Here is a 21,286-nt window from a genome sequence, read left to right as displayed (position 1 = left end):
CGACCGTACCGGCGTGACCCGGACTGGGGAGTCCGGAGTCGACCGATGCTCGCTACAAATGGAGGAACGCGTCTGCAGGATCGAGGAGTTCATCGTGGGGTCACATCGTCTGCCGGGCCCGCCCGACCGACCCGCACCGTCCCCGGCCGCCACGCCGGCCGCCGCCCCGCACGCCTCCGCCGTCGTCCCCACCACGTCCGGTCCGCTCGTCCCCGACGCACCAGCCCGTCGTCGCCTCGAGACCGCCTTCGACACCGTCACGGCGATCCCCGTCGAGCTCGCCGCACTCACCGCCGCTCCCGCACCCGGGGACGTCGGACGTCCGACCGCGCCCGCCGCCACCGCCGCCCGTCCGGCCACCGCCACTGAGCCCGACCCGCAGTCGGTCGGTCCGAGACCGAGGAAACCGCTGCCGGCGTGGGTGACCGCGCCGCCGATCCCCCTCGCGTCCGACGCTGCGACCCCCGGCCTGCCGCCCGCCCCGAACTCCCCCGTGGCCGCTCCCACCGCGCCGCCGGCGCAGCCGACGTCACCGATCGGATCGGAGGCGCGACCCGCCCCCGCCACGTCCGCACCGCTCGCGCGGACCGTCCCGACCGACACCCGCCCCGGCGTCCCGGCCCTCGACCCCGACGCCGTCGTGCCGGACTTCCCACCGGTCGAGGGGACGCTCGGACCGGCGCCCACGTCGCCGCGGATCGAGACCCGACCGATGCAGCAGCAGGTCCCACCGTCGCCGGCGGTCGGCGGCGACGGCGCACCCGTCGTCCCGACGCCGGTGGTGGCGCAACCGGCCGGCACGCCGCTGCCGTCGATGCCGGGGCAGCGCGCGCACCGGCCGCTCGCCGCCGACGCGTCGACGCCCGGCCAGACGACCCCCGGACAGCCCGCCGCGCCGCAGTCCGCGCCTCGGCAGGGCACGGTGCCACGGCCGGGCCAGGTGCCGCCGTCGACACCCCAGGAGGCCGCGGCCCAGCAGATCGCGCTCCAGCAGGCCGCGTCGCACCAGGCTCGGGTGGCGCAGTCCGGCGCTCGGCCCGTCCCGCCCCGGTCCGCCGGACAGCCGGTTCCGGCGCAGGCCGGGCCGTCGCCGAAGCCGCCCGCGCAGCTCCGGCCCGGGCAGACCGCGCAGACCGCGCCGTCCCCGACCCCGCCGGGAGCCGGGCAGCTCGACGGGGAGCAGCAGGCGTTCGCGGAACCGACCGTCGGACGGCCCCGGTTCTCGGTCCCCGGCCTGGAACACGTCATCGTCCCGGGGAGCGACGCGCCCGCTCCGACGCCGCAGCGCTCGACCGGCGGACCGCAGTACGGTGCGCCGCAGCAGCCCCCGACGGCAGGCCGATCCGCGACGGTGCCGCAGTCCGCGCCGCGGTGGGGCGCACCCGCGTCGCCGGACGCCGCTGCACCGGACGCGGCCACGCGGTTCGGTGCCGCACCCTCGTCCGTGCCGCAGACCCCTGTCCCCGGCAGGGCCGCCCTCGCCGGCCAGCCCGTCGTCCCCGGCAGGGCCGCCCTCGCCGGCCAGCCCGTCGTCCCCGGCCAGCCCATCGTCGCCGGGCAGCCCGTCGTCCGACCGACGTCGCAGTCGGCGCCGACCACCCCCGCTCCGGACCTCGCCGCAGACGCCACCGCCGGACTCGTCGTCCCCGGGGCGACCGCGACCGACCACCCTGCGGAGGCTGGAGCGTCCGCAGGCGGTGATGCGGGCCTCCCGGCCGGACCGGTCCCCGTGTCGAAGGCCGAGACCCGCCGCCGGGCAGCCGCCACCCGTGCCGCCGCCCGCGCGGCCGCACGGCAGCGCACCACCGACCGCCCGCCGAGGGCACCGCGACGCGGGACGACCGCCGCATCGACAACCGCACCAACACCCGCACCGACGCCCGCACCGACGTCGGTCCTGACCCCGGCACCGCACGACGCCCCCGTGGACGCCGCCCCCGCAAGTCCCGCGGCCCCCGCGAGTCCCGCCGCCCCCTCGCGTCCCGCCGTCCCCCCGGGAGCCGGAGCCGCCCTCGGCGCAGTGCTCGGCCTCGGCGCGCTCGCGATCGCTGCCTGGAGCGTGCTGCACGGCGGGCAGGTGCACCTGGTGGGCATCGTCGTCGGCCTGGTCGCCGTCGCGCTCGCGGTCGCGGTCCTCCGCGGTCGGGCGACCGTGTCGTGGCAGCGGATGCTCGCGCTCCTCGGGGTGGTGCTCGGCGTCGTCGGGATCGCCCTGACGCTCTACCAGGTCGCCGTCGTGCTGGGGCCGCTCGCCGGCGTGACGCTCCCGCCCCTGTCCGGGACCGGACCGACCCGGCTGACCGCGTAGCGCCGCCACCGCGCCCGGGTGCGGGCTCAGACCGCGCGGATCACTCCGCGGGACAGGATCGCGTTCGTCAGCGCGTCCACCGGCTCCGGTGCGACCGTCGGGTTCGCCATGAGCACGTAGTCGACCGCAGGCAGGTCCGGGAGCCCGAGCCGCTGCGACACCTTGACGAGGTCCGCGGGGATGAGCGAGTGCGGGAACACCGCGACCCCGATCCCGGCCCGGACCGCCGCCAGCACCCCGTTCACGTCACGCGTGTTGCAGGTGATCCGCCAGGTGCGGCCCGCCGCCTCGAGTGCGTCGATCGCCATCTGCCGACTGATGCTCGGCGCCTGGTACGCGATGAGCGGCACCGGCTCGTGCTGCTCGACCGCGATGCCGTCCTGCGCCATCCACACCATCTGGTCCGTCGCGACCCGCGTGCCGTCGGCGGACTCCCCCGCGGTCTGCTTGATGAACACGAGGTCGAGCTGCCCCGCCCGGAGCCGTCGGAGCAACGGGGTGGACTGGGTCACCGTCAGCTCGAGGTTGATCTGCGGGTGCAGGCGACGGAAGTCGCGGAGGATCCGGGGCAGCTGCGTGATCGCCAGGTCGTCGGCCGCCCCGAACCGCAGTCGGCCTCGCGTCGCCGACCCGGAGAAGTACGAGTCGGCCTGGGCGTGTGCGGCGAGGATCGTCCGCGCGAACCCGGCCATCGCGTCGCCGTTGTCGGTGAGCGCGACCCCGCGGGTGTCCCGTGCGACGAGGGTGCGTCCGGCGGCCACCTCGAGCCGGCGCACGTGCTGCGACACGGTCGGCTGGCTGATGCCGAGGCGGGACGCGGCCTGGGTGAAGCTCGACGTCTCGGCGACGGCGAGGAACGTCTGCAGCAGCACGGGATCGAGCACCGGTGCACCCCTGTCATTGCGAAGTCGAATGGAGTGATAGCAACCATACGGGGATCGAATGGCCACCGGGCAACTAGTTTCGAGAGGGTACCGGTTCCGCGGCGGCCACGGGCTCCCGGACCTCGAACCACCTCCCGTCATCGACATCGGAGCACCCACCGTGAGCGCGCCCACGTCCACCCGTCCGCCGACCGCCTTCCCGCCCACCGAGCCCCTGCCGATCCAGGCCGACCGACCCCCGTGGCGACACACGCTCATCGCCCTGTCGGTGCCGAACTTCCGGCTGTTCACCGCCACGAACCTCGTCGCGATGACCGCGGGCTGGATGCAGCGCGTCGCCCAGGACTGGCTCGTGCTGCAGCTCACCGGGTCCGTCGCGGACGTCGGCATCACCGTGGCGATGCAGTTCGCCCCGATGCTGCTCTTCGGGCTCCTCGGCGGCGTGCTCGTCGACCGCTACTCCAAGCGGGTGCTCATGATGATCACCCAGGGGTCGTTCGCGGTCCTCAGCGCCCTGCTCGCCGTCCTGACGCTGAGCGGCGTCGTCGAGGCGTGGCACATCTGGGCGATCGCGTTCGTCGTCGGGCTCGTCACCGTCATCGACAACCCCGCCCGACAGGTGTTCGTCACCGAGATCGTCGGCCCGAAGCACCTCCGGAACGCGATCAGCCTGAACTCCTCGGTGTTCCAGCTCGGCGGGATGATCGGACCCGCGGTGGCCGGCGTCCTCCTGGTGTCGGTCGGGGCCGGCTGGTCGTTCGGGATCAACGCGATCGCGTGCGCCGCGGTGGTCGTGACGCTCTCGTTCCTCAACGTGGCGCAGCTGCACCGCACCCCGCCCATGCCGCGCCGGAAGGGCCAGCTCGCCGAGGGCCTCCGGTACGCGGTCGGCAAGCCGACGATCATCGTGCCGGTGATCCTGGTGGCCTTCTTCTCGGTGTTCGCGCTCACGATGCCCGTGATGCTCTCGGCGTTCGCGTCGGACGTCTACCACGTCGGCGCCGGTGGCTACGGGCTCTTCAACTCGATGGTCGCGATCGGCGCGTTGACCGGTGCACTCCTCTCCACCCGGCGGGCGGTGGTACGGCTGCGGACCATCGTCACGGGCGTGTTCACCACCGGCGTGCTGCTCGTGGTGACGGGGGCGATCCCGTCCATCGCGCCCTTCACCGTGATGCTCGTCGCGGTCGGGATGGCGCAGCTGCTGTTCCAGACGGCGTCGAACTCGCTCGTGCAGATGTCCTCGAACATCGCCATCCGCGGTCGCGTGATGTCGCTGTACGTGCTCGTGCTGCTCGGCGGGCAGGCGATCGGCGGCCCGCTCATGGGGCAGATCGTCGACCACTTCGGTGCGCACGTCGGGATGGTCGTCGCCGGCGGCGTCCCGGCGCTCGCAGCGGCCGTCATCGGCGTGGTGCTCGCCCGGCGCGGCGGCCTCCACGTCGAGGTGCACCTGCGCCACCACCTCCCGCTGCCGGCCATCGTCGGCCACCGCTGAGCGGGGCGCGCCGCGGCGCGGCGCGCCGCGCCCCGCCGCGCCCGTCTCGCCGACTCGAGGTCGCAGAACACGCCGCGTGGCGTGCGCGCCAGACGGCGCGTCCTGCGATCTCGCGGAGCGAGCGCCGGCGTGTCCCCGCGGTCTCGGGCGGGAGGTGGCGCGCAGCGTCCGGGAGGCGCGGCAGACCCCGCGACGGCGGCCGGGAGGCGCGGCAGACCCCGCGACGGCGGCCGCGTTCCGGGGTCTGCCGTGCCTCCCGTCCGGTCCGCCCGGAATCCCGCACGGCGGGCCGGTGTTGGGTAGGAGCATGCAATCCATCATCTACACGCACACCGGTGACCCGTCCGTCCTCGAGCTCGCGGACCGCCCCGTGGTGGATCCCGGGGCCGGCGAGGTGCGCGTGCGCGTCGTCACCTCCGGGGTGAACCCCACCGACTGGAAGGCCCGTGCGGGCGGGACGTACGGCGACTCCCTGCCGTTCCCCGAGATCACACCGAACCAGGACGGCGCGGGCGTGGTCGATGCGGTCGGGTCCGGCGTCGACGGGCTCGCCGTCGGGGACCGCGTCTGGCTGTACATGGCCGCCGCTTCGCGGCCGACCGGGACTGCGCAGGAGTTCACCGTGGTCCCGGCGTCCCGGGTCGTCGCGCTCCCGGACGGGGTCTCGTTCGACGTCGGCGCGTCCCTCGGGGTCCCGGCGATGACCGCGCACCGCGCCCTCACCACGCACGAGCAGGGTCCCACGCGGCTCTCGCCCGGGGCACTGACCGGCCGGACGGTGCTCGTCGCAGGTGGTGCCGGTGCCGTCGGCCATGCCGCGATCCAGCTCGCGCGGTGGTCCGGTGCGACGGTGGTCTCGACGGTCAGCGGCGATGCCAAGGCGGCCCTCGCGACGGCTGCGGGTGCGCACCACACGGTGAACTACCGGTCAGACGACGCCGCCGCGCAGATCCGGGAGTTCGCGCCGGACGGTGTCGACATCGTGGTCGAGGTCTCGATCCCGCAGAACGCCGAACTCGTGTCGAAGGTCCTCGCGAACCACGGCGTCGTGTCGATCTACGCGAACAACGGCGGCGACGAGGCGACGCTGCCGGTGCGGCCGAACATGGGCATCAACGCCCGGTACCAGTTCCTGCTGCTCTACACGATCGGGGACGACGCCCTGGCGGCCGCCGCCGAGGACGTCACTGCGGCACTGCGGGACGGCGCCCTGCCGGTCGGGGAGGAGCACGGGCTGCCCATCACCCGGTTCCCGCTGGAGCGGACCGCGGACGCGCACGCCGCGGTGGAGGCGGACACGGTCGGCAAGGTCCTCGTCGAGGTGGCGCCGGAGTAGCTGGCCGGGCCGGGGGCTCAGGCCGGCCGGCGGCTGGCGGCTCCTGGGGCTGCGGCTGGCTGGCGGCTCCTGGCCGAACGATGGCGAGGATGCGGAGATCCGGGGTGTCGGACGGCCCGGACCCCGGTTCCGCGCATCCTCGTCGGTCGAACAGCGACCGGGGCGGGTCAGGAACCGGACGTCTCGGCGGACTCGGACCGCTCCGCAGCCAGGACCTGGCGCCGCCGGTAGACCTGCACGCCGATCGCCACCGGGATCGCCACGAGTGCCAGTCCTCGCATCCACGGTCGGTCGAGCACGTGGCCGGACGCGTGGTCGAGCGACACCGGGCCGGGACCCCCGAGCGCGAACGTCGCCGCCGCGAGCCCCAGGAACGCCGGGAACTCCAGGCCTCCCCCGGCGTTGAAGAACCCGTTCGGCACGTGGCTGCTCGACGCGACGCCCATCGTCGTCGCCGCTCCGGCGCCGGCGAGCGGGGTACCGACGCCGAGCACGAGCGCGGCGCCCGACCCGGCCTCGCCGATGCCCGCGAGCACGGCGTTCCGACGGCCGGGGCGGAACCCCATGCCGTGCATCGCCTGTGCGGTGCCCTCGATCCCGCCCCCGCCGAAGAGGCCGAACAGCTTCTGGGAGCCATGCGCGACGAGGACCGTCCCGAGGCCGATGCGGAGGATGGTCGTGGCGGCGACGGCGGCCGCGGGCTGAGCGCTCATGCGCAGAACGCTACGCCGGCTGACGGGCGTTCGACAGCAGCCACCGGGCGACACCGTCGTCGGCGTTGCCCCCGATGACCGCCGTCGCGGCACGGCGGACCTCCGCGACGGCGTTCTGCACGGCGTACGCCTCGTCGGCGGCCGCGAACATCGGCAGGTCGTTGAGGTTGTCGCCGAACACGACGACCCGGTCCGCACCGAGCCGGGTGGCGAGCATCCCGACGGCGACCGCCTTCGAGGTCCCGGCCGGTGCGACCTCGAGCCAGACCTCCTCCGGATGGTAGGTGTCGGGGTGCGCGTTGACCACGGCGCGGTCGCCGACGGCCGCGCGGATCGACGCCGCGAGCGCCTGCATCTCGACCTCGCCGCCGATCACCTGCACGATGAACACCCCGGACGTCGGCAGGTCGTCCCACGTCGCGAGCGGGTCGTTGCGCGGGTCCGCCGGCCGGTCGTCCCAGAAGCTCGCGACACCCCGGTTCGCCACGGCGCGCACCCACGACACGCGCTCCTGACCGGTCTCGTCGATGCGGAACACGAGCGGCGGGCAGCCGTGCGCGCGGCAGACGTCGACGGCCCGCCGGACGACGTCGTCGGGCAGCGCGTGTCGGTCGAGCGTCGAACCGGTGACGGCGTCGTAGGTGAGGATCCCGTTGTAGAGGACCATCGGCAGGCCGAAGCGGAGGTCGCCGAGGACGCGCGAGGTCGACAACCAGGAGCGGGCCGTGGCGCAGGTGAGGAGCACGCCGTCGTCCTGCAGTCCGCGCACGGCGGCGGCGGTGAACGTGCTGACCCGGCCGGTCGGTGCGAGGAGGGTCCCGTCGAGGTCGGTCACGTAGAGCGTCGGCACACGCCCACCCTGCCAGACACGACGGGTAGGCATGCTGCATGACGTACTCCATCGGACAGCAGCGGACCGCGATCGTCTTCGGCGGCGGCGGTGTCGCCGGGATCGCCTGGGAGCTCGGTCTGACGAGCGGTCTGCTCGACGCCGGAGTGCCCCTGGCCGACGCCGACCTGGTCGTCGGGACGAGTGCCGGGAGCGTCGTCGGCGCACTGCTCCGTTCCGGGGCGGTCGAGGAGACGTACCGGCAGCAGCTCGCTCCGATGCCGTCGTCCTACCGGGAACCCGTGCGGCCGGACTGGGACGCCATCGGCGAGCTGCTCGCCGAGCGGCTCCGCGGCGTCCGGACGGACGACGGCGGCCAGGAGGCCCGGGCACGGGTCGGCGCGCTGGCGCTCGAGGTGACCGCCGGCCAGACCCCCGGGGAGCGCGAGGCGACGTTCGCCGAGACGTTGCCGAGCGGGACCTGGCCGTCGGGTGCGCTCGCCGTGTGCGCGGTCGACGCGGTCGACGGTGCCTTCCGGGTGTTCACGGCCGCGGACGGCGTCCCGCTCACCCGTGCCGTCGCCGCGAGCTGTTCGGTGCCGCTCGTCTGGTCCCCGGTCGACATCGGGGGCCGGAGCCACATCGACGGGGGTGCCCGGTCGGCGACCAACGCGGACGCCGCCAGCGGGTACGACCGGGTCCTCGTGGTGGCGTGTCGGCCGGAGCAGCCGTCACCGACCGGACCGTGGCTCGACGTGGCGGTGCAGTCCCTCCGGTCGTCGGGGTCGGAGGTCCTCGTGGTCGTCGCCGACGATGCGTCGCAGGCCGCGTACGGCACGGACGTCCTCGCGGTCTCGACGCGAGGACCAGCAGCGACGGCCGGTCGGGCACAGGCCGCAGCCGTCGCAGCCGAGGTCGGGGCGTTCTGGAGCGCCGCTCGGTAGCGTGACGGCATGGCAACCCCGTTCTCCGACCTCGAATCGTTCATCGCCCTGCCCCGCGTCGACGGCATCGCCCTCGCGCCCGACGGCACCCGGGTCGTCCTGACGGTCAGCACCCTCGACCACGACCGCACCGGGTACCGGCGTTCCATCTGGTCGGTGCCGACCGCCGGCGACGGCGCCCCGGTCCGGCTGACCAGGTCCGCGAAGGGCGAGAGCGGGGTCGCGTTCTCCCGGCACGGTGACGTGCTGTTCACCTCGGCACGGACCGACACCGACGCCGCGGCCGACACCGAGGAGTCCCAGGTGTGGATGCTCCCTGCCGCCGGCGGCGAGGCCCGGGCACTGACGGCGTTCGCGGGCGGTGCCGGCGGGGTCCTCGCGACGGCGGCCGAGTCCGACGTGATCGTGGTCGGGGCGGACCTGCTCCCCGCGGCCGCGTCGGACCCGGAGCACCTGCTCGAGCGCGACGCCGCCGTCCGGGCCGCGCGCGCGGAGTCGACGGTGACGGCGATCCTCCACGAGACCTACCCGGTGCGGTACTGGGACCACGACCTCGGGCCGGACGAGCCGCACCTGCTCGCGCTCGACCTCGCCGGACTGGTGGAGACCGCGACGGTACCGGCCGGGCCGGACGACCCCACCGCCACCGCGGCCGAGACCGCCGCACGCGGGACGACGAAGCCGTACCCGACCGGGCTCCCACGACCCCGGACGCTCACCCCGAGCCCCGGCCGGAGCGCGGACACCGCCGGACAGGCGCTGACCCCCGACGGCCGGACGCTCATCGCCGCGCTCAAGGTGCAGGAACGACGGGACGGCCGGACCCGTCTCGTCGCGATCGACGTCGCCACCGGCACGCACACCGTCCTCGTCGACGAACCGGACGTCCACGTCGAGATGCCGACCGTCAGCCACGACGGCCGGTCGATCGCCTACCTCCGGGCGGCGCGTGACACGCCGGCCGGTCCGAACGACCAGGAGGTCTGGGTCGCGGACGTCGACGGCGGGAACGCGCGACGGATCGTCCGGGACTGGGACCGCTGGGCGAACGAGTTCGTGTTCGACGCCGACGACGCCGCCCTCGTCGCGACCGCCGACCAGGAGGGCCGCGGTCCGGTGTTCCGGCTCCCACTCGACGGCGGTCCCGCCGAACAGGTCACGACGGACGACTTCGCGTACTCCGGCGTCGCGGTCGACCGGGCGACGGGAACCATCGTGGCGCTCCGGGCCTCATGGACCGCACCGCTGCACCCGGTCCGGATCGACCCGGACGGCACCGTCACCGCGCTGCCGACCCCGGCGCCGCTGCCCGAGGTGCGTGCGACCATCGAGGACGTCGAGACGACCGCTGCCGACGGCAGCCGGGTCCGCGGATGGCTGCTCCGGCCGACCGCCGAGGACGACGCAGACGCCGGGGCCGGCACAGACTCCGGGGCCGGTGCCGGCACAGCCGCGCCCGCTCCCCTCCTGCTCTGGGTCCACGGTGGCCCGCTCGGCTCGTGGAACCAGTGGAGCTGGCGGTGGACGCCGGCACTCGCCGTGGCGCGGGGCTACGCCGTCCTCCTGCCGGACCCGGCACTCTCGACGGGCTACGGCCTCGACTTCATCGCCCGCGGCTGGGACGCCTGGGGTCAGGCACCCTTCACCGACCTGATGAGCCTCACCGACGCCGTGGTCGCGCGACCCGACATCGACGAGACCCGGACCGCCGCGATGGGCGGGTCCTTCGGCGGGTACATGGCGAACTGGATCGCCGGACACACCGACCGGTTCCGGGCGATCGTCACGCACGCGTCGCTCTGGGCACTCGACCAGTTCAACGGCACGACCGACAACTCCGACTACTGGCAGCAGATCTTCACACCGGAGGGGATGGCTGCGAACGACCCGCACGCCGCGGTCGCCGACATCGTGACGCCGATGCTCGTCATCCACGGCGACCACGACTACCGCGTCCCGATCGGCGAGGGCCTCCGCCTCTGGTCCGAGCTCGCCGAACACCACGCCGACCCGGACGGTCGGATGCCGCACCGGTTCCTGTACTTCCCGGACGAGAACCACTGGGTCCTGGGGCCGCAGCACTCGAAGGTCTGGTACCAGACGGTGTTCGCGTTCCTCGACGAGCACGTCCGCGGCGAGGAGTGGCGGCGGCCGGAGCTGCTCGGCTGATCGGCTGCCGGCCCGCTCGCCTGCTCGCCACGGGAGCTCGTCCCCCGTGGGACCGACCAGCCGGCCATCGGACCGGCCGGCCGGCCATCGGACGGGCCGGCCGGGTTCAGCGTGTTGCACCCGGCAACATGCGCCAGACGCGGCGTAGTGTCGGTCGGGTCGACGACGACGACCAGGAGGACCGGATGAGCGCAGCAACCCCGAACCCAGCCCCGACGACGCCCCCGCAGCGCGTCGCCATCGTCACCGGCGGCGCGCGCGGCATCGGCGCCGCGACGGCGATCCGGCTCGCGGCGGACGGCCTGGCCGTCGCGGTGGTCGACCTCGTCGAGGACACGACCAGGGACACCGTGGACACGATCACCGCCGCCGGTGGGCGTGCGATCGGCGTGGGCGCCGACGTGTCCGTGACCGCTGACGTCCAGGCCGCCGTCGCACGGGTCGCCGACGAGCTCGGGGCCCCCACCGTGCTCGTCAACAACGCCGGGGTGCTCCGCGACAACCTCGTGTTCAAGATGAGCGACGACGACTGGGACACGGTCGTGAACGTGCACCTCCGCGGGTCCTTCCTGATGGCGCGCGAGGTCCAGCAGCACCAGGTCGCGGCCGGGTGGGGGCGGATCGTGTCGATGTCGTCCACGTCGGCGCTCGGCAACCGCGGCCAGGCCAACTACTCCGCCGTCAAGGCCGGGCTGCAGGGGCTCACGAAGACGCTCGCGATCGAGCTCGGCCGGTACGGGGTGACGGCGAACGCGATCGCGCCGGGGTTCATCGCGACCGACATGACGCGGGCCACCGCCGAGCGGATGCACGTGTCGTTCGAGGACTTCCTCGACGCCGCTGCGAAGGAGATCCCCGTGGGTCGGGTCGGCGAACCGTCGGACATCGCCAACGCGGTGTCGTTCTTCGTGTCCGAGGCGTCGTCGTACGTCTCCGGACAGGTGTTGTACGTCGCCGGTGGGCCGAAGGCGTGACGATGCGGTTCGCCTCCCCGACGGCGCTCGTCGACGCCGGCAGTCTCGACCTCGGCGAGTCGTCGTGGCTCGAGGTCACCCAGGACATGGTCGACGGGTTCGCCGACGCCACGGGCGACCACCAGTGGATCCACGTCGACCCGGCGCGTGCGGCCGACGGACCCTTCGGCGGCACGATCGCGCACGGGTACCTGACGCTGGCACTCGTCCCGCGGTTCGTGGGCGAAGTCCTCGAGGTCGGGAACCTCGCGCTCGCGATCAACGCCGGGTCGGACCGCGTGCGCTTCGTGCAGCCGGTGCCCGTCGGCTCCCGGGTCAGGGCCGGGGTGCAGCTCGTGTCCGCGGAGCCCTCGGGTCCGGGCATCCGGGCGTCGGTGCGCGTGACGGTGGAGATCGAGGGAGAGGAGCGTCCGGCCCTCGTCGCCGACACGCTGACGATCTACGTGTCCGAGGCGTAGCGCGGGGCCCCCGCAAGACACCAGGTTGGCCACATCGCGCAGAGCTGTACCTCTGCGCGACGCCGCCAACCTGGTGTTCCGCGGAGGGAAGCGGAAGGAAGGGGGGCGGGACCGGCCTACAACCGCTCCACGACCATCGCCATGCCCTGGCCCCCACCGACGCACATCGTCTCGAGCCCGTACCTGCCACCGGTCGCGCGGAGGCCGTTCAGCAGGGTCGCCGTGATCCTGGCCCCGGTCATGCCGAACGGGTGCCCGAGCGCGATCGCCCCGCCGTGCACGTTGAGCCTGTCCGGGTCGATGTCGAGCTCCCGTGCCGACGGGATCACCTGGGCGGCGAACGCCTCGTTGACCTCGACGAGGTCCATGTCGCCGATCGTGAGCCCGGTCCGTGACAGTGCCTGCCGCGATGCCTCGACCGGACCGAGCCCCATGATCTCCGGCGACAGCCCCGTGACGCCCGTCGACACGATCCGTGCCAAGGGTGTGACGCCGAGCGAGGATGCCATCGTCTCGCTCATGATCACCATCGCCGCCGCACCGTCGTTGAGCGGGCAGGCGTTCCCGGCGGTCACGGTGCCGTCCGGGCGGAACACGGGCTGCAACTCGGACAGACGAGCAACGGTGGTGCCCGGTCGGGGTCCGTCGTCGGTCGACACGACGTCGCCGGAGGCCAGCGTCAGCGGCGTGATCTCGTCGTCGAAGAACCCGGCGTCGCGCGCGGCGACGGCGCGCTGCTGGGACCGGGCGGCGTACTCGTCCTGCTCCTCCCGGGTGATCCCGTGCAGCGACGCGACGTTCTCCGCGGTCTGGCCCATCGCGATGTACGCGTCGGGCATCTCGCCGGACGACCGGGGGTCGGTCCACGGCGCGGTACCGGCAGCCGAGCGCGCGTCCGTCCGCTGCTCGGCCTCCGCGAACACCGGGTTCGTCAGGGTCGCGCCGGGGATGGAGTCGGACGACCCGGCAGCGGTCCGGGAGACGCTCTCCACCCCCGCGGACACGAAGACGTCCCCCTCGCCGGCGCGGATCGCGTGCATCGCCATGCGCGTGGTCTGCACCGACGACGAGCAGTAGCGGGTGACGGTGGTCCCGGGGAGGTGGTCGTACCCGAGCAGCACGGCGACGATGCGGGCCATGTTGAACCCCTGCTCGCCCCCGGGCATCCCGCAGCCGAGCATGAGGTCGTCGATGCGCGCGGGATCGAGCGACGGAACGGCGTCGAGGGCGGCCCGCACCATCTGTGCCGTCATGTCGTCGGCGCGGAGCCCGGTCAGGGACCCCTTGAAGGCCCGGCCGATCGGCGAGCGCGCGATCGAGACGATGACCGCCTGCGGTGTGTTCTCGAGCAGCGCGACCATCAGACGAACGCCGCCATCCCGGTCACGGACCGGCCCACGATGAGCGTGTTCATCTCCCGGGTGCCCTCGTAGGAGTAGATCGCCTCGGCGTCGGCGAAGAACCGTGCGACGCCCTTGTCGAGGACGATCCCGTTGCCACCGAGCACCTCGCGGCACCAGCCGACGCTCTCCCGCATCCGCGCCGTCGCGAACGCCTTCGCCAGCGCCGAGTGCTCGTCCCGCTGCACCCCGGCGTCCTGCATCTCGGACGCGCGCATGCACACGCCGATCGACGCCGTGATGTTCGACAACGACTTGACGAGCAGGTCCTGGACGAGCTGGTGGGAGGCGATCGGCTTGCCGAACTGCTCACGCTCCCGGGTGTACCGGAGCGCGGCCTCGTACGCCCCGACGGCGATCCCGACGGCCTGCCACGCGACCTCGCACCGGGTCAGGCGCAGCACGGTCGCCGTGTCGCGGAACGAGTTCGCGTGCTGCAGGCGGCGCGACTCGGGCACGCGGACGCCCTGCATCACGATGTCGGCGTTCTGCACCATCCGGAGCGAGATCTTGTCCTCGATCTTCGTCGCGGTGAACCCGGGGGTGTCGGTCGTGACGATGAACCCCTTGACCTGACCGTCCGCGACGTCCTTGGCCCAGACGATCACGATGTCGGCGAAGGTCGCGTTCCCGATCCAGCGCTTCTCGCCGTCGAGGACCCAGTCGTCGCCGTCCCGCCGTGCGGTGGTGCGGAGCCCGCGAGCGGAGTCCGAACCGGAGAGGGGCTCGGTCAGCCCGAACGAACCGAGCACCTCCCCGGTGGCCATGCGCGGCAGCCACTCCTGCTGCTGCTCCTCGGAACCGCCGACCGCGATCGAGTTCATCGCGAGCCCGGACTGCACCCCGACGAACGTCGCGACGCTCGCGTCGACCCGGCCCGTCTCGAGTGCCGCCCAGCCACGGAACACCGCGGAGTTCTCGAACTGGCGGACGGCCGGGATCGCGGACCCGAAGGACCCGGTCGCGGCGAGCGGTCGGACGAGCTGCATCGGGAACTCGGCCCTGGCCCAGTACTCGTTCGCGATCGGGGCGACCTCGGCCTCGAGGAACGCCCGGAGCCGCAGGACGTGTGCGCGCTCGTCGTCGGTGAGCCGGTCCATGTACCGGTAGAAGTCGGCCTCGAGGTAGTCCGAGTCGGCGCCTCGGGCGGGCGTGGTCTGTGCCGCCGGAGCAGCGGTCGTCGTTGACATGCACACCACTGTGCATCGTTCTGGAGAATGTTGCAACACCGGGGCTAGGATGCTCGGCATGGTCACGACATCGACGTCGGCGACGACACCCATCGCAGTTCCCGACGTGGTCGGGGACCGCGGCACGGCGCTCGTTCCGAGCGCGCTCTCGAACCGCCTGGAGGCCCATCCGGACGCCCTGCGCGCGTTCCGTTCCGCGCGCCACCGGTTCATCGACGGGGACCGCATCGACATGGGCCGGCTCGCCGCCGAGCTCGGCGTGGACCGCACGAGCCTGTTCCGCTGGGTCGGGAACCGGGACCAGCTGTTGTCCGAGGTGCTGTGGTCCCTCGCCGTGCCGACGCTCGACGCCGCCGACCGTGCCGTCACCGCGACCGGCCCGGCCCGGATCGTCGGGGTGTTGTCGCACTTCGTCGTCGACCTCATCGAGGCGTCGTACTTCCGGGTGTTCCTCACGCGGGAACCGTCCCGGGCACTCCGGCTGCTCACCACGACCGACAGCGACGTCCAGCGACGGTTCATCGCCGTGGTGACGAGTCTCGTGGACGAGGAGCAGGCCGCCGGACGACTCGACCCGGCGCCGTTGTCCGCCCGCGAACTCGCGTCGCTCCTCGTCCGCATCTCGGAGTCGTTCACCTACGCGGACCTCATCAGCGGCGAGCCACCGAGTGCCGACCGTGCGCGCGCGGCCTTCGAGTACATCCTCCGACCCGCCACCCACCCGACCGACTGACCAGGAAGCCCCGATGCCCGACACCGACCTCGCCACCGCCGACCGCACCGACGACACCGCACCCGACCCGTTCGGGAGCGTCGACGCGTTCCCGTACCGCCGGTCGTTCGACACGCGCTGGAACGACAACGACGTCTTCGGCCACCTCAACAACACGATCTACTACGCCGCGATGGACACCGCCATCACGAGCTGGTTCGTGGCCGAGTACCACCTCGACCCGACCGGCAGCGAGTGGATCGCGGTGATCGTGGCGTCGTCGTGTCGGTTCGTCGAGTCCGCGGTGTTCCCGGACGTCATCGAGGTCGGGGTCCGTGCGGAACGGATCGGCCGCTCGAGCATCGTCTGGCGGTTCGGGCTCTTCCGACGCTCGGACGGCGCCCTCCTGGCGACCGGTGAGTTCGTGCACGTCGTCGTCGCGCGCGAGGGTGCGCGTCGCCCGAGGCCCGTCCCGGACGACCTCCGGACGCTCGTCGAACGCACCATGCTCCGTCCGGCGCCCAACGGTGTCAGCTGACTCCGAGCCTCCAGTCCGAATCCCGACCGACCCGACCACGCAACCGAAAGGAACCGGCATGAACGACGACGTCCTGACCGGACCAGGGCTCGCGACGCTCAGCGTCGCGGCCATCCTCGCCGAATCCGCCCACCGCCACCCCGACAAGGCGGCCGTCATCTGGGCCGGCAACGACGGTCCCGACCACGAGGTCAGCTACGGCGACCTCTGGGACCAGGCGCGTGCGACCGCCGCCGTGCTGCGGGAACAGGGCGTCGGGAAGGGCGACCGCGTCGCGATGCTCATCCCGAACGTGCCGGCGTTCCCGCGGGTCTACTACGCGATCCTGGCGCTCGGCGCCGTCGCGGTGCCCGTGCACCTCCTGTTCAAGCACGACGAGATCGAGCACGTGCTGCGCGACAGCGGGGCGAAGCTGGCCGTGGTGGCCGCGACCTCGCTGCAGGAGGCCCTCCCCGCGGCGGCGGCGGTCGGCATCCCGGTGCTGTCCGTCATGGTGCCCGACGCGATGCGCGACCAGGTCCCCGTTCCGCGGCTCGAGGAACTCGCTCGGGCGACGACGCCGATCGAGCGGTACGTCTCGACGAACCCGTGCGACGCGGCGACCCTGCTGTACACCTCCGGCACGACCGGCACGCCGAAGGGCGCGGTCGGCTCGCACGTCGCACTGGTCGAGCAGGTGCACGTGTCGCTGATCGACGTGTTCGACCTGACCCACGACGACGTCGTCTTCGGCGGGCTGCCGCTGTTCCACACCTTCGGACAGACGGCCGTGCTGAACACCGCGTTCCGTCGCGGGTGCACCATCGTCATGCTCCCCAAGTTCGACGCCGTGCAGGCGCTCGAAGCGTGCGTGGAGTACGGGGTGACCGCGTTCGACGGCGTCCCGACCATGTTCATCGCGCTGCTGCAGGCCGCGGGGTCGACCGACGCACGGCCGCCGCTCCGCTTCTGCGTGTCCGGTGGGGCGTCCCTGCCGGTCGCGGTGCTCGAGCAGTTCGAGGAGACGTTCGGCGCACCCGTGCACGAGGGCTACGGGCTGACCGAGACCTCGCCCATCGTGTCGGTGAACCCGCGGGGCATGCCGACGCAGCCCGGGACGGTCGGCGTCCCGCTGTGGGGCGTCGACGTCGTCATCGCCGACGCCGACGTCGACGACCGGATCGTGCCGATGCCGCTCGGGGAGCTCGGCGAGATCGTCGTCCGCGGCCACCTGCTGTTCAAGGGGTACCTGGGTCGTGACGCCGCGACGTCCGAAGCGGTCGTCGACGGCTTCTTCCGCACCGGCGACCTCGGGACGATGAGCGAGGACGACCACATCACGATCGTCGACCGGAAGAAGGACATGATCGTCCGGAACGGCTACAACGTGTACCCGTCCGAGGTCGAGGCGATCATGCACCACCACCCTGCCGTCGGGAACATCGCCGTGTTCGGGGTCCCGCACGACACGCACGGGCAGGAGGTGCAGGCGGCGGTGGTCGCGGCACCCGGGGTCTCGCTCGACGCCGACGAGCTCATCGCGTACGCGAAGGAGCACATGGCGGCGTACAAGTTCCCGCGGGTGATCCACGTAGTCGATGCCCTGCCGCTCGGGCCGAGTGGCAAGGTGCTGAAGCGGCAGCTCGTGGCGGAGTTCGCGGACGCTGCGCCGGCGGCGGTGGCGCCGGCGACGAGCAGCATCGGGGTGGTGGGCGCGTAGGGCGGGGGTGCACTGCAGCGGCCTCGCGGACAGCGCGTTCGCCGCCGCGCCGCCGCCGCCGCCGTGCCCTAGAGCAGCCCCGCGGACAGCGCGTTCGGCGTCCCGAACCGGTGCGCCGTGATCGACACCGCCTGCTCGCGGAGGAAGGGCAGCATCTCGACGCGCCCGGACTCCGTCACGGGGCCGTCGTACACCGCGAGGTCCGGACGCCCGTCCGTCGCAACGGCCAGCGCCGCGAACGACCCGCCGATGAGCCGCACCCGCCCGCCGTCCATCCGGGCAGCCGCCGCCTCGAACTGCGCCGTCGTCGCGACGGACAGCGACACGACCGCAGGCACGTTCCGCAGCGCGGTCGACACGACGGCGGGCAACGACACCGACGGGTCGACCGACAGCGCGACGGACGCACCGGCCACCGAGGCGGCTGCGACGACGCGCACCAGGTCGGCGACGGACTCGTCCGCGGACAGCCGCACGAGCACGGGCGCCGGCCACGGCAGGTACCGGGCGACGTTCCGCTCGGCCGCGATCCCGGAGACGTCGTCCGCGGTCCCGAACAGCGTCGACCACGCGAGCGCGTCGGACGCCACGGCACGGTCGAGTGACGAGCGCTCGGCCTCCGTCAACGACGTGGTCACGGCGGCCTGGAGGCGCGTCACGGCCTGGTCCGTCACGGTCCCGCCCGCCGATGCGCGGGACGGCACCCACGAGCCGAGGCCCATCAGGTACGACATCCCCCCGGCCTTCGTGCCCGGTCCGACCGCCGACTTCTTCCACCCGCCGAACGGCTGGCGTCGGACGATCGCCCCGGTGATGCCGCGGTTGACGTACAGGTTGCCCGCCTGGATGCGCTCGAGCCACGTCCGGAGCTCCGCGGGGTCGAGCGAGTGCAGCCCCGAAGTGAGCCCGTAGTCGACCTCGTTGACGATGTCGATCGCCTCGTCGAGCGTCGACGCGGTCATCACCCCGAGGATCGGGCCGAAGTACTCGGTCAGGTGGTAGTCGGAGCCGCGTCGGACCCCGCCGCGGACTCCGGGCGTCCACAGCGTCCCGTCGTCGTCGAGCTGGCGTGGCTTGATCATCCACGACTCCCCCGGCCCGAGCGTCGTGAGCCCGGTCAGGAGCTTGCCCGCAGCTGGCTCGATGACCGGCCCCATCTGCGTCGTCGGGTCGGAGGGCAGTCCGACGGTGAGCGACGACACCGCGTCGAGCAGCTGGTTCTTGAACCGCTTCGAGCGGGCCACGGACCCGACGAGCACCACGAGCGACGCCGCCGAGCACTTCTGTCCCGCGTGGCCGAACGCCGACGCGACGACGTCCTTGACGGCGAGGTCGAGGTCGGCCGACGGCGTGACGATGATCGCGTTCTTGCCGGACGTCTCCGCGAGGAGCGGCAGGTCGGCCCGGAACGACCGGAACAGCTCCGCGGTCTCGTACGCCCCGGTGAGGATCACCCGGTCGACGAGCGGCGACGCCACGAGGTCCTGACCCAGGTCCTCCTCGGACACCTGCACGAGCGTCAGCACGTCGGCCGGCGCGCCAGCATCCGCGAGGGCCGCCCGCAGCACCGAGGCGAGCACGGCCCCGCAGCGCTCCGCGGGCCCGGCGGGCTTCAGCACGACACCCGACCCGGCGGCGAGCGCGGCGAGGGTCGACCCGGCCGGGATCGCGACGGGGAAGTTCCACGGCGGCGTGACGAGCGTCAGGGCGGCCGGCACGAAGGTCGCACCGTCGACCTCCTCGAGCGCCGCGGCGAGCTCACCGTAGAAGTGCGCGAAGTCGACCGCCTCGGACACCTCGACGTCGGCCTGGTCGATGGTCTTGCCGGCCTCGGCGCCCATCACCTCGACGAGGTCGGTGCGGTGCGCCTCGAGGGCGTCGCCGAGCGCGTGCAGCACCGCACCGCGCCGCGCGCCGCTCCACCCGCCCCACTCCGCGCCCGCCGCACGGACGCGCTCGAGCGTCGACGCGAGGTCCGGGGCGGACGTGCGCCGTGCCTCCCGGATGTCGTCGCTGCCGAGCGTCGACGACGCGACCCGCTCGGTGATGCCGCGCGCCCATGCGCGGTTGGCGGCGATCGACGGGTCGGTGTCGGGCGTGTTCCGGAACGCGCCCACGACAGGGCGCGGCACGGCCGCGAACCGGTCCGCGGTCCGGTGCGGTGCGGGGGCGTCGAGCGCGCCCGGCTCGGCGAGCGCGGCGAGCGACGCGCGGAACCGCGACTCCTCGCGGTCGAACAGGGTCGGCGACGACGACAGCTCGAACACCGCCGACATGAAGTTGTCCTGCGAGGCGCCTTCCTCCAATCGGCGGATGAGGTACGCGATCGCGACGTCGAACTCCCTCGGGTGCACGACCGGCGTGTAGAGGAGGAGTGAACCGACGGTGTTCTGGACGGCGGCGGCCTGCCCCTGCGCCATGCCGAGGAGCATCTCGAACTCGATGCCGTCCCGGACCCCCCGCGCTCCGGCGAGGAGCCAGGCGTGTGCGACGTCGAACAGGTTGTGGCCGGCGACCCCGACCCGCACGTTCGCGACACGATCGGGCGTGAGTGCCCAGTCGAGCACCCGCTTGTAGTTCGTGTCGGAGTCCTGCTTGGTGTGCCAGGTGGCGAGCGGCCAGCCGTGCACCGATGCCTCGACCTGCTCCATCGGCAGGTTCGCGCCCTTGACGAGCCGCACCTTGATGTCGGCGCCCCCGCGGGCACGACGGGCGGCGGACCACTCCTGCAGGTGCTGCATCGCGCCGAGCGCGTCGGGCAGGTACGCCTGCAGGACGATCCCGGCTTCGAGCTCGAGGAACGCCGGCTCGTCGAGGAGCGCCGTGAAGACGGCGATCGTCAGGTCGAGGTCCTTGTACTCCTCCATGTCGAGGTTGATGAACTTGCGCGGGGACGCGGCCGCAGCACGCTCGAACAGCGGTCGGAGCTGCCGGACGATGTCGAGCACCGCCTCGTCGAAGGCCCACGGCGAGTGCGGGTGCACCGTCGAGGAGACCTTGATCGACACGTAGTCGACGTCGTCCCGCTCGAGGAGCGCCATCGTCCCCGCGAGCCGGCGTGCCGCCTCCTGCTCGCCGAGCACGGCCTCGCCGAGCAGGTTCATGTTGAGCCGGATCCCCGGCTTCCTGATCTTCTGGATCGCCGGTCCGAGCTTCGCGTCGGTCGCGTCGATGATGAGGTGGCCCACCATCTCGCGCAGCACGCGGCGCGCGAGCGGGACGACGACACCCGGGAGGACCGGGGCGAGTCCGCCGCCGAGGCGCACGAGACCACGCATGGCGGCCGGGAGGAACGTGGGGACGTCCGGCGCGATGGTCCGGAGGGTGCGCCCCGCGACCGACAGGTCCTCCGGCCGGACGACGCCGTCCACGAAGCCGACCGTGAACGCCAGGCCCTTCGGGTCCTTGAGGACGCCGGCGAGCTGCGCGGCGGACCCGTCGACCGGGTACCCCGATGCTTCGTCGAGCCAGCGGCGGACGAGGGCGACGGTCTCGGCGGCGAGGGCGTCCTCCCCGGGTGCGGCGGAAGCGGACGATGCGGCGACGGTGTCGGTCATGCGTCCAGTCTCGATCCTCCGAACCAGTTAGCAACAGCGACCGTCCGTGACGGATACTGTGCAGCACAGCTACCGAA

At 73.2% G+C, this 21,286-nt stretch carries 16 protein-coding genes; 10 read left to right on the top strand and 6 right to left on the bottom strand.

Translation table 11 applies throughout. From position 1 onward, the window contains the following. Positions 1-94: 94 nt before the first annotated feature. Complete coding sequence (locus tag ACO0E0_RS06380) at positions 95-2,308, top strand: hypothetical protein (RefSeq protein WP_422870568.1); 2,214 nt, start codon at positions 95-97, stop codon at positions 2,306-2,308. 26 nt (positions 2,309-2,334) lie between these two features. Here ACO0E0_RS06380 and ACO0E0_RS06375 read toward each other — a convergent pair whose 3' ends face one another. Further along, positions 2,335-3,192: a LysR substrate-binding domain-containing protein gene (locus ACO0E0_RS06375; RefSeq protein WP_422870567.1), complete on the bottom strand. Its 858-nt coding sequence runs from the start codon at positions 3,190-3,192 to the stop codon at positions 2,335-2,337. 160 nt (positions 3,193-3,352) lie between these two features. On the opposite strand from ACO0E0_RS06375, the gene ACO0E0_RS06370 reads away from it, so the two are divergent. Then, a complete protein-coding gene (locus ACO0E0_RS06370; protein ID WP_422870566.1) occupies positions 3,353-4,690 on the top strand; it encodes an MFS transporter in 1,338 nt (445 codons plus the stop codon). 307 nt (positions 4,691-4,997) lie between these two features. Then, positions 4,998-6,026, top strand: a complete 1,029-nt coding sequence (locus tag ACO0E0_RS06365) for an NADPH:quinone reductase (protein ID WP_422870565.1) — start codon at positions 4,998-5,000, stop codon at positions 6,024-6,026. 167 nt (positions 6,027-6,193) lie between these two features. Here the strand turns inward: ACO0E0_RS06365 and ACO0E0_RS06360 are convergent, their stop codons facing one another. Both ACO0E0_RS06360 and ACO0E0_RS06355 read right to left on the bottom strand, forming a co-directional pair. Beyond that, entirely contained in the window at positions 6,194-6,739 is a 546-nt protein-coding gene (locus ACO0E0_RS06360; protein WP_422870564.1) for a DoxX family protein, read from the bottom strand. Between the two features lie 10 nt (positions 6,740-6,749). Next, a complete protein-coding gene (locus tag ACO0E0_RS06355; RefSeq protein WP_422870563.1) occupies positions 6,750-7,622 on the bottom strand; it encodes an HAD family hydrolase in 873 nt (290 codons plus the stop codon). Between the two features lie 5 nt (positions 7,623-7,627). On the opposite strand from ACO0E0_RS06355, the gene ACO0E0_RS06350 reads away from it, so the two are divergent. The 4 genes from ACO0E0_RS06350 (at position 7,628) to ACO0E0_RS06335 (ending at position 12,113) form a co-directional block, all read left to right on the top strand. Continuing rightward, positions 7,628-8,512, top strand: coding sequence for a patatin-like phospholipase family protein (locus tag ACO0E0_RS06350; protein WP_422870562.1), 885 nt, complete (start codon positions 7,628-7,630; stop codon positions 8,510-8,512). A 9-nt stretch (positions 8,513-8,521) separates the two neighbouring features. Next, positions 8,522-10,681: a S9 family peptidase gene (locus ACO0E0_RS06345; protein ID WP_422870561.1), complete on the top strand. Its 2,160-nt coding sequence runs from the start codon at positions 8,522-8,524 to the stop codon at positions 10,679-10,681. A gap of 185 nt (positions 10,682-10,866) precedes the next feature. Beyond that, positions 10,867-11,655, top strand: coding sequence for an SDR family oxidoreductase (locus ACO0E0_RS06340; RefSeq protein WP_422870560.1), 789 nt, complete (start codon positions 10,867-10,869; stop codon positions 11,653-11,655). A 2-nt stretch (positions 11,656-11,657) separates the two neighbouring features. Next, positions 11,658-12,113, top strand: a complete 456-nt coding sequence (locus tag ACO0E0_RS06335; RefSeq protein WP_422870559.1) for a MaoC family dehydratase — start codon at positions 11,658-11,660, stop codon at positions 12,111-12,113. A 116-nt stretch (positions 12,114-12,229) separates the two neighbouring features. Here ACO0E0_RS06335 and ACO0E0_RS06330 read toward each other — a convergent pair whose 3' ends face one another. Together ACO0E0_RS06330 and ACO0E0_RS06325 are read right to left on the bottom strand one after the other, a co-directional pair. Then, a complete protein-coding gene (locus tag ACO0E0_RS06330) occupies positions 12,230-13,474 on the bottom strand; it encodes an acetyl-CoA C-acetyltransferase (protein WP_422870558.1) in 1,245 nt (414 codons plus the stop codon). Then, positions 13,474-14,613, bottom strand: a complete 1,140-nt coding sequence (locus ACO0E0_RS06325; RefSeq protein ID WP_422870887.1) for an acyl-CoA dehydrogenase family protein — start codon at positions 14,611-14,613, stop codon at positions 13,474-13,476. The genes ACO0E0_RS06330 and ACO0E0_RS06325 overlap by 1 nt, the downstream gene beginning before the upstream one ends. Before the next feature lie 148 nt (positions 14,614-14,761). On the opposite strand from ACO0E0_RS06325, the gene ACO0E0_RS06320 reads away from it, so the two are divergent. Genes ACO0E0_RS06320 through ACO0E0_RS06310 form a run of 3 tightly spaced genes read left to right on the top strand, consistent with a single transcriptional unit; the run spans position 14,762 to position 17,652 of the window. After that, the gene (locus ACO0E0_RS06320) at positions 14,762-15,436 is read left to right on the top strand and encodes a QsdR family transcriptional regulator (protein WP_422870557.1); all 675 of its coding nucleotides are present in this window, start codon (positions 14,762-14,764) and stop codon (positions 15,434-15,436) included. 13 nt (positions 15,437-15,449) lie between these two features. Then, on the top strand, positions 15,450-15,953 hold the full coding sequence (locus ACO0E0_RS06315) for an acyl-CoA thioesterase (RefSeq protein ID WP_422870556.1): 504 nt from the start codon (positions 15,450-15,452) through the stop codon (positions 15,951-15,953). A gap of 58 nt (positions 15,954-16,011) precedes the next feature. Continuing rightward, a complete protein-coding gene (locus ACO0E0_RS06310; protein ID WP_422870555.1) occupies positions 16,012-17,652 on the top strand; it encodes a long-chain-fatty-acid--CoA ligase in 1,641 nt (546 codons plus the stop codon). Positions 17,653-17,720: 68 nt separating this feature from the next. Here ACO0E0_RS06310 and ACO0E0_RS06305 read toward each other — a convergent pair whose 3' ends face one another. Beyond that, a complete protein-coding gene (locus ACO0E0_RS06305) occupies positions 17,721-21,209 on the bottom strand; it encodes a proline dehydrogenase family protein (protein WP_422870554.1) in 3,489 nt (1,162 codons plus the stop codon). Positions 21,210-21,286 lie beyond the last annotated feature (77 nt).

The organism is Curtobacterium phyllosphaerae (assembly GCF_049341865.1).
Taxonomy (GTDB): Bacteria; Actinomycetota; Actinomycetes; order Actinomycetales; family Microbacteriaceae; genus Curtobacterium; species Curtobacterium phyllosphaerae.
Note: the sequence above shows the minus strand (reverse complement) of the source record. Positions and strands in the feature narration are given on the sequence as shown.